6 protein-coding genes are annotated in these 12,269 nt (G+C 47.4%); 3 read left to right on the top strand and 3 right to left on the bottom strand.

What is annotated here, in order from left to right; all coding sequences use genetic code 11:
• The first annotated feature begins 47 nt into the window (after window positions 1-47).
• The 3 genes from CBE68_RS10455 to CBE68_RS10445 all read left to right on the top strand — a co-directional run bounded on the left by CBE68_RS10455 (window position 48) and on the right by CBE68_RS10445 (window position 6,918).
• The gene (locus CBE68_RS10455; protein WP_087506038.1) at window positions 48-1,613 is read left to right on the top strand and encodes a LytR/AlgR family response regulator transcription factor; all 1,566 of its coding nucleotides are present in this window, start codon (window positions 48-50) and stop codon (window positions 1,611-1,613) included.
• Between the two features lie 717 nt (window positions 1,614-2,330).
• Window positions 2,331-5,330, top strand: a complete 3,000-nt coding sequence (locus CBE68_RS10450; RefSeq protein WP_087506037.1) for a TonB-dependent receptor — start codon at window positions 2,331-2,333, stop codon at window positions 5,328-5,330.
• Between the two features lie 79 nt (window positions 5,331-5,409).
• Window positions 5,410-6,918, top strand: coding sequence for a tryptophan halogenase family protein (locus tag CBE68_RS10445; protein ID WP_087506036.1), 1,509 nt, complete (start codon window positions 5,410-5,412; stop codon window positions 6,916-6,918).
• A gap of 79 nt (window positions 6,919-6,997) precedes the next feature.
• On the opposite strand, the gene CBE68_RS10440 is transcribed toward CBE68_RS10445, so the two are convergent.
• The 3 genes from CBE68_RS10440 to CBE68_RS10430 form a co-directional block, all read right to left on the bottom strand.
• On the bottom strand, window positions 6,998-8,485 hold the full coding sequence (locus CBE68_RS10440) for a tryptophan halogenase family protein (protein WP_188708253.1): 1,488 nt from the start codon (window positions 8,483-8,485) through the stop codon (window positions 6,998-7,000).
• Window positions 8,486-8,494: 9 nt separating this feature from the next.
• Window positions 8,495-10,000, bottom strand: a complete 1,506-nt coding sequence (locus CBE68_RS10435; RefSeq protein WP_087506034.1) for a tryptophan halogenase family protein — start codon at window positions 9,998-10,000, stop codon at window positions 8,495-8,497.
• Between the two features lie 242 nt (window positions 10,001-10,242).
• Complete coding sequence (locus tag CBE68_RS10430; RefSeq protein WP_087506033.1) at window positions 10,243-11,589, bottom strand: glycoside hydrolase 5 family protein; 1,347 nt, start codon at window positions 11,587-11,589, stop codon at window positions 10,243-10,245.
• Between the last annotated feature and the right edge of the window lie 680 nt (window positions 11,590-12,269).

Genomic DNA, 12,269 nt, shown 5'->3' with positions numbered 1-12,269 from the left:
CTTAATATTCAGTCTGATACCGATTAACGGTAGGAAAATATCGATAAATGGTAGGAGATAACTTGGGATATTGCGGAAGCGTTCGTCGTTGGCTGGTGGTACCAATCATATGCTTGGTTCTACTATTCGTTGCAGAAGCTCAGGCCAATGATGTGGTATTGCCATTGACATCCGAACAAGCCATTACGGTTTGTCAGTTTGAACAATTTCGCGACGAGCTTCCTGATTTCAATGAGCCCGAGTGCAAGTCGTTACAGTTTCGAGATGTTGACCCGCAGCATCAGTCGTTGTGGCTGCTAATCACGTTTGACCAGCAGCCGTCTTGGCAGTATTTGCAACCACCCTATGGTTTGTATTTGTTTGGTAAAGCTGCATCGAGCGTCTATTTCAATGGCCAGCTGTTGGGTTCCAACGGCATGCCCGGCACGCCGGATTCTGAGGTTGCAGGCCAAATGGATACGGTGTTTTACCTGCCTGAACCGCTTGTTCGAGATCGGGCTAATCAGTTGGTTATCCATCTCTCGGGCCACCACAGTGTATTGCCGCTCAATGCGCCGATGCATTTCATTGGCATCGGCCAATTTGGTGATGCCAAGCGGTTTCTCCAGCGCCTTAGCAAATGGGGTTTGGTGTTGGTTGGTGCTTTTGTTGTCGGCGCTTTGTTTTTCTGTATGTTGAGTTTTGGCCCAAATGGGCAGCCATCACATCGGCTTTTTGCTGTTTTATGTTTGCTAGCAGCTATCCAGTTGAGTACCGAAGTGGCCCGTGGCCTTATTAGCTACAGCTACCCTTGGCACGATATCAGGCTACTAGTGGTCACCGGATGTTCAGTCATTTTTGGCATGCTACTACTACTCTATAGTTCGCTCAAAGTCGCTTCTGGGCAAGCTATCCATTGGATCTATGGTGGTTTGCTTTGCACCCTTGCTGTGGTGTTATATGCCCCAGGTTTTGATGCCAAAACCACCGCAGGAGTGTTTGTACCGCTACTTATTAGTTCGTTGCAGTTATTACTTTACTGGCGAGTGAGCAAACATAGAGCGACATTGCGTTGGTTTCTGGTGCAATTGGCTATCGTGATCACCATCGTCGTTAATACCCCAGGTTTTCATGAGATCATTCATTTCTCTATCATTGCTGTGCTGTTGTGTTACTTATTCATCCAGCAAGCAAACGAGCACCGAGCTCAGCTTCAACAACTGCAACACGATCAGGCTCGCATTGCCAAGCTTGAATACAAGCTTAGTGAAAGTGCTCAAAGTAACTCGCCTGCCAAGCTGGAAATCTCTGTCGCTGGCCGTACCGAGTATATCGACACGACGTCAATCGCTTATTGCAAGGCGGCGGGAGACTATGTGGAGTTGTACCTGACCAATCTCGACGAGAGATTGTATTCTGGCTCGCTGAAGCAGCTCGAAGAAATGCTGCCGTCGACGTTCTTGCGAGTGCATCGTTCCTACTTAGTCAATTTACATGAAGTGGTTGCATTAGATTCGAAACCATCGAAAGAGCGCTCCGGTGTGTTGTTGCGTTTGGCCCAAGAACAAAGAGTCCCTGTTAGCCGGCGACTGCTGCCTGCGGTCAGGGATTCGTTAAAGCAAACCTTAGTGTGAAAACAGCGTGGTGTTTTATCCCTTCAGAGAGTCTTGTTGAGGTTATTTTTGTAACCGAAGTGCACGCAAATCAAACACTGTGTGTGACTCTATCGAACAAGGCTCAAAGGCTATGGCTGCCTTTGCCGACGTCTGGCAGACCATTTTATGCCGTTATTGGTAACGCTTTAGATTGCTCCAAAAACGTCCTTAGGCCTTGCTTGAATAGCTTTTTGTCAATTTAAACATAAGGTTAAATGTTGCTGCTTTTGGCCACTCAGATGCAATAAATTCGACTGTCGTAATGAAATCGTTTTTAGTTTTGTTGTGTGATTTATATACTTTAGTTGTAGTTAATTTGAACTGGCAAATCTCTTTTTAACTAAATTTAATAGCTGAAATAAAAAATAATGAGTGATCTAGATAACGTTTTCATTGATTTGAGAAGGGTTCTTGTATTCTGTATAAATTATTGAAATATATACATAAAAAATCATTTAGAGAAAAACGTAACACACCTCACACTATTCCGTAACAAGTTTGTTTGACATTTTTAATGACTAGGTACCAGAATCTTAATGCTTCGTAGCAGGACTGCAAATGGCGAAGATAACGTTTTCAGTGGTGGGGTCTCGTCAACAATAACAAAGAGTCCGAAAGTGCGAACCATACAAAGATAATAATGAAACCGGTTTACTTTCTAGAGATCACTCTAAAAGGACCAGAAAGGGACAAAAGATGATAAACAAACCTCATAACTTCAAATACTCTGCAATCGCACTAGGGGTGGCTAGTTGTTTGACTGCAGGACCTTTGCTCGCCCAGGATGCAGCACCTGGAGATGACGTAGAGGTAATTCACGTAACGGGTGTACGTGGTTCTCAAGTAAAATCGATCAACGTCAAGCGAGCGGCGGACTCAGTTGTTGATGCTATTTCCGCTGAAGATATCGGTAAGCTGCCTGATGCGACGATTTCTGATTCGTTGCAGCGTATCTCTGGTGTTCAAATTCGTCGTTCTGCTGGTGAGGGTGGTTCAGTCAATATTCGTGGTTTGCCACAAGTAGTGACTCAGATGAATGGCGAGCAATACCAAGGTGCCAATTCAGTTGTTTCAAGTCAGCCTGATTTTGGTGATGTACCCGCGCCGTTGTTTCGTGGTGTTGAAGTGTATAAGTCACCGACCGCTAGCTTAGGTAATGCTGGTATCACAGGTACCATCAACTTGCAGACCTACCGACCATTTGATTTTGATGTTGGCTACACCATATCTGGTAGCGCCGAAGCTCGCTATGGTGTTGAGACTGAAAGTACCGATCCAGCCGTTTCTGCGTTGATCAATTGGAATGACGGCAAGTTCGGCTTTTTGTTTGCCGCAGCCATTTCCGATGTCACTTTGTCTAACTCATACAATGGCTTTAACACCGGTAGCCCGGGCGAAGTAGGTTGGACGGGTCGCTTTACCGATGCGCAAGTGGGTCTTGAAGATCTGGGCCGCGTGTACATGGGGGCACAAGGTTTTGCAGCTTGGAACCAAGAAACCGAGCGTGAGCGGGTGGGCTTAAATGCGTCGTTCCAAGTTGATTTGGGCGAAGGCTTTGTCTTTACCGGTGATGTGTTTTATACCGATCAGGAAGAGTACAACCGTAAAATCGGCATGAGCGCCACCAACAAATGGCAAAGCTGGGATTGGTTTACTCCTACCAGTGAAAAACCGACCGGTGCACCGCAAGATGGCGGGGAGTTCTATTCTTGGCAATCGGTTAATCTTGATCCGAAACGTTTGAAATCGTTTACTCAAAATGACTCTTACTTAGCCGATTCAACCAACATTAACTTCCAGCTGGATTATGATAACGGTGGTAACTTCACCGGTAACTTCCGCGGTATTGTTGGTCGAGCGAACCGCGATAAACGCCATGGTTACAACGAGGGTGATTTAACCAATGGTTCGACGACCTTGGGCCGTACCACTAACTTCCTGCCGGCGGAGAAATGTCGCCCAGGTGATGAAGTTGTCGGTGATAAAGGCGGTTGCTATCAGGAAATTAACCCTCTGGGCTACAGCGAAAATCCGCAGTTGACGTTGGATACCAGCGGTGAACACCAACGTTGGGGTGGGTTTGATACCGAAATCGATGGTGGCTTAGGAGAAGGTGCCACCGTTGCTGACTACATGGCCAACCTTGATAGCTATAACATCGGTGCGTTCTCATCTGAAAACAATGAAAACTCCGATTCCGACCTGCGAGCCTTTAGCTTGAACGGTAGCTACGCCTTTGACTCTGGCTTTATTACTAGCGTTGATATGGGCGCGCGATTGTCAGATCGCGATGTTGAGTTCGAACGTTTCCACTTGTTTTCACCATTCCACAACGCAGGGTGTGAGGCACAATGGAAAGCGACCGACGTGACCTTCGGCTCAACGGCGCCGGGTGCATGTACCGATGGCGAAATGGTCAACGGTGCATTCGAACCTTATGTGGTGTTGGAAAACGTGGCGCTGGACCAGTACAACAACGTTCAGTTCATTACCGATTTTGGCCCAGCTAAAGGTATTCCAGGGATGTGGGCGGTTAATCCGAAGGATTATGACAACCCAGAAAAATTCCACAATCGGGTATTTGGCTCGACCAGAAAGCAGATTATTCCAGGTCGTAGTTTTGAGGTTAGTTTAGAAGAGTTGTCTTATTACTTGCAGACCAACTTTGAGTTCCTCGACGGTGACTTGACTGGTAACGCCGGTATGCGAGTGGTTGAGACCGATTTGTCAGTGAAGCAAAACATTGCCGGTGCTGGTATTCCTTACGGTAACTCCAATGCCGATGCTGGCGATATTCTCACTAATCGCGAATACACCGATTACCTACCATCGGTCAACGTGGCGTATGAAATCAGCGAAGATTTGATTTTGCGTTTAGCCTTTGCCAAGAACATGGTACCGCTGGATTTGAACCAGTGGGGTGATGGTTTGAGCATCAACTATGCACTCGATTCGGATCCTGATAGTGGCACCTTCAACCAGTTTATTGCTACCTCTGGTACCTCAGATGGTAACCCTGAGCTTGACCCTTGGCGTTCTGATAACTGGGATATCTCACTGGAGTACTACATTGGTGAAGCCAGTATGTTGAATGCTGCGGCCTTTAAGGTTGACATCGACAGCTTCACTGAAAACCAAACGGTACAACGTGCGGTGCCAGATGCTGACGGTATTGTTCGCCGCGAAGTGCCAGTCACCACTAACGTGCAAGGTAAGGGCGGTACCATCGACGGGGTGGAAGTGGGCGCTAAAGTCGCAATGAGCGATTTGATTGGCGACAACAGCTTCTTCTCAGACTTTGGTTTTGACACCAACTTCACTTACTCGCCAAGTGAAGGTCAGGGTAAAGATATCAATGGTGATGATTTGATGTTGCCAGATAACTCCGAGCGTCAATTCAACTTGATTGGTTGGTATCAAGCCGATCGATTCCAAGCGCGTGTCGCATACAACTACCGTAGTAAGCGTTTGGCGGCCCAAGGTGGTGCGTGGGGTGCATTGAACTTGTATCAAGAGTCAACCGGTTATGTTGATGTCTCGGCTAGCTATGATGTCACCGATGAAGTGTCAGTTTACTTTAGCGGCTCTAACGTGACAGAAGAATACGAGAACTACTACATGGAGTTTAAAGACCAGTTCGCGTATCAAAACTACTATGAAGCTCGTTACACCGTGGGTGTCCGTGGCACCTTCTAAGTCGTAGCTGCACAAGGCACTAACTCATTAGGGTTAGTGCCTTTTTTTGTCTTTATTGTTTGGTGGGGGGAGTGGTTGTATGGAGCCGCAGGTATCTAATAACCAAGTACAAAACGTTGTTATTGTTGGCGGAGGCACAGCCGGCTGGATGACCGCCGCAAGCTTAAGTCGCTACTACCAAAAGTTGAACATTACCTTGGTGGAATCAAGCGATATTGGCACTGTCGGTGTTGGTGAAGCGACCAATGCCACCATTCGGCGTTTTTATGGTGCCCTAGGTATGAAGGACCTGGATGTTCTCAAAGCGACTCAAGGAACTTGCAAGCTGGGGATTGAATTCAAAAATTGGTACTCGACCAATGATACATTTTTCCACCCTTTTGGCCTTTATGGTCAAGATGTTCAGGGCGTTTCTTTTCATCATTACTGGCTCAAACTAAAACAACTTGGGTTGGTTTCGGATTTTTCGGACTACTCATTAGGCTGCACACTGGCGATGAATGATAAGTTCACTACGCCATCGCCGAATCCGCCATCGACGCTTTCTATTTTTGACTGGGCGTTACATTTTGATGCCAGCTTATTCGCCAAGTTGATGCGTCAATTTGCTGAAGCTAATGGCGTGAAACGTATTGATGGCAAGATCGATAAGGTCGAATTGAAAGCCGAAAACGGCTTTATTGATCATCTGGTTTTGGCCAATGGTGACAAAATCGAGGGAGACTTGTTTGTTGATTGTTCCGGTTTCCGCGGTTTGTTGATTGAGCAAACGTTAGAGTCAGGATACGAAGATTGGAGTGAGTGGTTACTCTGTGACCGCGCCGTTGCGGTGCAAAGTGAATTGGTTTCGAAAGCGAAACCAAGAACTGTATCCACCGCCCATCAAGCCGGTTGGCAATGGAATATTCCGCTCCAGCATCGGCAAGGCAACGGTCATGTTTATGCAAGTCAATACATTAGTGATGATGAGGCAACCAATGTGCTCATCAACAATATTGATGGGCCGTTGACCACCGAACCTAACTTGTTCAAGTTTACCCCAGGTCGACGCAAGCAAGCGTGGGTGAAAAACTGCGTGGCGATTGGGTTAGCCGCTGGCTTTTTAGAACCACTGGAGAGCACCAGTATCGCTATGATCGAAACCGGCATCGAGAAGTTGCGGATGTTGTTCCCAGATAAGTCGATGAACCAAGCTTGTATTGATGAGTTTAATGACATGACCAAGCTGGAGTGGGAACGGGTGCGAGATTTTATTGTACTGCACTACCACTTGAGTTCGCGCACCGATTCGGCGTTCTGGCGGCAAATCAAGCAAACGCCAATCCCTGAGACCTTGCAGCACAAGATCCGCATGTTCAAAGCCAGAGGTCATTTGGTGAAATATCGCTGGGAAATTTTTCAGCCTGCTAGTTGGTTGGCGCTTTACGATGGCAACAAGGTGTACCCAGAAACATATGATCCGATTGTCGATAGTTTCGCAACCGACTATCTCAGTAACAGCTTGGCGGAGATGAAACAGTCACTACAGGGCGCGGTGGGTAAGATTCAGAGCCACCATGAGTTCTTACGCCAGCACGTCATGGCATAAAGCTCAAATGTAACTAGGCCTGCCAATCATATTGGCGGGCCATTTGACTCTTGCCAATAGATTGGAAAACTACCAGAGGTCAAGCCATTTGCGATAGATATTGGCGATGGTCTGGAAAGTTCAGGCTGCTACGGCGCAGAAACTCAGCAATCCAACGCCTGTCTTGCTCTACCTGGATAGTCGATTCACCGGGCGCTAAAGGCGGTAATACGCCCATTCCTGTTAATAAGCACATCCAGGAAACATCGCTGTAATATCGGTCAATGCCCTGTTTTCGCAGTGCTTCGCTGAAATCCTTGCCTTGCATCCAGCTCTGAAATACATACCGCAACGAATCGGACAATTGATCATTTTGGCCGTTGTCACGCCAGTATTGGCTATCTTTGCGGCCGGAAGTTTTGTAGTGGGCCACAATGTAGTCGCGAACACCGTCAAACTGAGCATTGATGTTGCTATTAAACTGGTTGCGATTAGTGTCGGTGAAGTTGCCTTTCTCAAAGGCTAGGATGAAGTTTTCAACGGTGTATTGCACCAGCATTAAGGCCGTTGCCTCCAAAGGCTCGATGAACCCCTGAGATAAACCCACTGCTAGACAATTGCTGTGCCAATGCTCTGCTGCGCGTCCGACTTTCATTTTCAGGTGTTTTGCTTCAACTGATGCATCTAGCAAACCGAGCTGTTGGCGCAGTTCTAACTCTGCATCATCGGAATTGCAGTACTGCGAGCTATAGACATAGCCATTGCCAACTCGGTTAGTCAGCGGAATATGCCAACGCCAGCCATTGGTCATGGCTGTTGATGTGGTCAGCGATGGCAGTAACTCGGTTGACTGAGTCGGCAGGGTCACCGCTGCATCGTTAAACAAGGCATTGGCATAAGAGACAAACGGCACTTGCAATGTGCCTTGCAGCAACAGCGACATAAAGCCGCTGCAGTCAACAAAGAAATCGGCCCCAATGGCACTGTGATTGTGAGTCACTAGCTGCCGAATACCGCCTTGAGTCGTCAACTGAACTTGTTCAACATCGGCTTCAATATGCTCAACGCCTTGCCCGATGGCCCGCTGCTTTAGAAAGTGGCCAAGGGCAGCGGCATCAAAATGGTAGCCATAACTCTGCTCAAACGGAAAGCTCTCACTTTCTTTGGGAGCTTGATGTTGCTCAGCTAAGGCGTTTGCCAAGAAGTAGTCATCAGGCGATTGATAGCTATTGTGCCCCTGGCGCCGCGCATTGATATGGTGATGAAAGTAAGCCAACACATTGTTATCGAGTGTTGAGGTAAAAGGGTGAAAATAACTGTCATAGCCAGTACGACCCGCCCAATTGGCAAAGCGAATACCGCACTTGAAGGTGGCAGAACAAGCTGGCATCCACTCTGATTCGGCAATACCCAGTTTGTCGAAAAACTGTTTTAGCGCCGGAGTAGAGCCTTCACCAACACCAATGGTGGGCACGTTAGCGGACTCGACCACGGCGAACTGGAAGCCCTTACTAGCCCAAGCGTGATGCAGTAAAGACACGGTCATCCAGCCAGCGGTACCGCCGCCTAATACCACAATCTTTTTCATTGTCAGCTCCTATGCACCGGCTTTACAGTGCTTATTGATAAAGGCGGCGTGCGACCCGGCAAAGCCAACGCCTTGTTCAATGGCATGTTGGATTTGTTGGAGTTGCTGGTGGAGCTGTTGCTGCGGCATCATCTGAGCGCTGGTCTCGACCTGTTCTGGCATTATCGCCATACCGCTGAGAATGCTTAACCAGCTGTCGCGTTCAAACGATTCACCATCGTATTTGATCAGGTGGCCGCGTTGTTTGAATAGTTCAATTTTGTGCTTAAGCGAATCTGGAATATCGATCCGCTGGCAGTGTTGCCAGAACGGTGTGTCGATGCGCTGAGTGGCACAGTAATGCAGAATAATGAAGTCACGAATGCGCTCATATTGCAGGTCATTGAGGCGATTAACTTCATCAACTTCTATTTGCTTGATGCCTGCAAATGGGAAGAACTGATGAATATGAGAGATGCCGTTTTGGATCATGGCGATACTGGTTGATTCCAGCGGCTCTAAAAAGCCCGAAGCCAAGCCGATAGCGACACAGTTTTTGTGCCACATTTTTTGTCGTTTACCGGTGATAAATCGAATGACATTGGGATCCGCCAGCGGCTCGCCGTCGAGTTGACCGAGAAGCCAATCGGTTGCTTGCGATTCACTCATGTAGTCACTGCAAAATACCACGCCATTACCGGTTCGATGTTGCAATGGAATGCGCCAGCGCCAGCCTGATTCCATTGCAATCGATTGAGTGTACGGCGTGATATCGGCAACCGATTGACAAGGAACGGCAATTGCCGAATCGCAGGGCAACCAGTGACGCCAGTCATCATAGCCAACGTGTAACGCCTTTTTGATCAACAGGCCGGCAAAGCCGGAGCAATCGATAAATAAATCTCCAGCGATGACGCGACCATCTTGTAATTCGACCGATTCGATATCGCCGTTTTCAACGCCAACATGAACCTTGCTAATACGTTGTTCAATACGTTTGACCCCAGCTTGTTCGGCGAATTGTCGCAGATAGCGGGCATATGCAATGGCATCAAAATGAAAAGCATAATTGAACACCGACAACGGGTTATTGTTGTTCATGCTGGGTTGAGCAAATTTGTTGTTCATTGCCAACTGAGTGGCAAGGCAGTAGTCGCCCAATTCGCCTGCTGCACCTTCGACTTTGGCGCGGTGCCAATGGTGATAAAAATCAACGCCATGCATTGGCGCGCCATAGCCAGCAAATGGGTGGAAAAAGGAATTGCCAAGTTGATGCCAGTTTTGAAACTCAATGCCCAGTTTAAAGGTGGCATTGGTGGCTTTGATAAATTCGACTTCATCAAGTCCGAGGTAATGATTGAATTCTCTTATCGCTGGCAGCGTTGCCTCGCCCACGCCGACTGTGCCGATGTCGGCCGATTCAATCAAAGTGATAGAAATATCGTGCCCGGCCAGAAATTTACTTAGACTGGCGGCAGCCATCCAGCCCGCGGTGCCACCGCCGACAATGACCACTGATTTCGTTGCTTTATCCATTGTGCTTGTTCTCCCTCAGCATCATTATTGTCGCGCTTAATCGCGCCATTATTCGAATTGTTATGGGCGTTTAAGAAAACGATTTCATTTGTTGCTGGAAATAGTAAAAAGGCGCTGATGATTTGACAAAATCCAAGGTCACAGAATGGCAATTTGATCGCTACTAAATGCAACAATTGAGAGGTCGTCGCTAGCTTGCCAAAGTATCAAAGTCAGTGAGCTAGCGACTGTTACTGACCGCATTACCTTCGCTGCATGTCTTGATTAAACTGTTGGATCAATTCCAAGGTGCTGGTGTCCGATGAAAACACGGAGTTGAGGCCTTGAGGCTCTTGTGGTGGGTCGCCAGAAAAGTCATCGCCGGGCTGCCACTTTCCGGTTTTCATGTCGCTCACCGGTTTTGCTTCGCCGCCAAATCCCCAAATATTTACACCGGCGAAAGTGCAATCTTCGGTAGCGAGCAATTCATCAAAGATACTCTTAAAGAACCGATTGCGATAACTGATGTCGGCATCGCGGTTGAGTTGCTCTTGTCGGCGCGGGAAGCCAAACTCAGATAATACAATCGGCCGCTGTTGTTCCCGTGCCACGGCAAGGTGGCGAGCCATGTAGCTCTTGGCTTTATCAATAGCTAATTGAGTGGACGCTTGCTCATTCTCGGCATCGTACCAAGACCAGTTTTTTGGCCACACATGCATGGTTAGGTAATCAATGCTGGGGTTGCTGTGCAAGCGCTGCCAGATGGCAACATCACCATAGCGATCTGGATCATTGGGGTTAGGGCCATAAGTACCCGCTTCGCCCTCTGAACCAGTGGAAATCAGTTGCTTGGGCGCTAGCTGATTAATTTGATCAACAGTCCGGTTAAGCCATGCGGCAAATGCCGGTTCGTGTTCGGCGTTTCGGGCTCTAGGCTCGTTACCGACTTGCCAAGCCATGATGGTTGGATCATCAACATAAGCGACGCCAGTAACACTATTGGTGCGAGAAATGATGAAATCAACATGGTTAGCAAATGCCTCCATGCAAGGCTGACAGGAATGAAAGCGGGCTGTGTAATCTTGAAATTTGTCCCAGTCGTGAGGTGGTAGAAATGGGTTAGGGATTTTGCCTTGGCCATTCCACTCCATGTATTGGGCAAATCCGCCAGACCAGATCCAGTTGTTAGTTAGGTACAACACTGCCACCATGTCGCGTTTGGCCATCTCAGCCAGCAGAAAGTCGAGTCCTTCAAGCAGGCTTTGATCATATTTGCCTTGCTCATATTGCAGTGCTGGCGTCACCATGGAATCGTCCTGACCGCCATCGCCGCCAGCTAATACCCGCAAGTTGGTAATGCCATATCGTTGCATCAGATCTAATTCTCGGCGCAGACGAGCTTTGCCTTCGTCACTGGTTCCGAGTAGTGGCCCATACCAGTAATTAAAGCCAACAAACTGATAGGGTTTGCCGTTTCGAACAAACTCACCGTTATCGACGGCAACAAATTGTGTCTTTACTGCTTCGCTAGTGGGATCGACTTGATTTGATTGGCAAGCAGACAGAGAGATTAGCGCCAAAGTTGCCAACAGAATTGATAAGGCTCGCATCCAAGTTCCTCGTAGATTGGCTAAAGGAGTTATGCTAAATTTATTTGTAAACGTTTACAGTTGTCATGACATTGTAAATGGTTGCTTGAAAGCTTCAATTGCCTTTTCATTCTGACGTGTGGTCGATTACAAAATAAACAATCTGCTCGAGTTGATTGAAGGTGCAATTAATCTGAGTTCGAATATTTCGACAGAACCTTTTGGTTATTTTATTTATATATTTCATTGTTTTGTTGTTTTTATTTTATGGTTTGGAATATTTTTTGTCTGCTTTCGAAACTAACCTAATTGCCAATTTCTTAGCTTTTACCCACTTTGACTTCGCTTCTAAATCACCCCAATCAGTCAATTTTATCGCTTTGTGCGGTGGCGCACATTGAGCGGAATAATTTGACTTGAAATGTAAACGTTTTCTGATAATAGTTAAATTATGTAAACGTTTACTGCGGCTTTGGTAAGCTCGGATTAGGACTGGACCTATGGTTGCTATGGGAATTGGAATGAAGGATGAGTGACGTGACCATCGCCTTCTTGGCGGGTTGTCAAAAGGCTGCTCATCTTGAAGTGGAGCACATTGCCGATTGGTGGGCGACCTACACAGTTGATGAACACCATGGTGGCTTTTATGGCGAGGTCAGTCGGGACAATACGCCGTTGATTGAGTCGGAGAAAAGCATCAT

It is taken from the genome of Neiella marina, from assembly GCF_002165625.1.
In the GTDB taxonomy this organism is placed as follows: Bacteria; Pseudomonadota; Gammaproteobacteria; order Enterobacterales; family Neiellaceae; genus Neiella; species Neiella marina.
The sequence above is the reverse complement of the archived record's forward strand: the minus strand, read 5'-3'. Positions and strand labels throughout refer to the sequence as shown.

Bases quoted from the DNA above. Each gene is read 5' to 3' on its own strand.
- CBE68_RS10445 (WP_087506036.1), top strand. From the start codon at position 5,410: ATGGAGCCGCAGGTATCTAATAACCAAGTACAAAACGTTGTTATTGTT.
- CBE68_RS10435 (WP_087506034.1), bottom strand. From the start codon at position 10,000: ATGGATAAAGCAACGAAATCAGTGGTCATTGTCGGCGGTGGCACCGCG.
- CBE68_RS10455 (WP_087506038.1), top strand. From the start codon at position 48: ATGGTAGGAGATAACTTGGGATATTGCGGAAGCGTTCGTCGTTGGCTG.
- CBE68_RS10430 (WP_087506033.1), bottom strand. From the start codon at position 11,589: ATGCGAGCCTTATCAATTCTGTTGGCAACTTTGGCGCTAATCTCTCTG.
- CBE68_RS10440 (WP_188708253.1), bottom strand. From the start codon at position 8,485: ATGAAAAAGATTGTGGTATTAGGCGGCGGTACCGCTGGCTGGATGACC.
- CBE68_RS10450 (WP_087506037.1), top strand. From the start codon at position 2,331: ATGATAAACAAACCTCATAACTTCAAATACTCTGCAATCGCACTAGGG.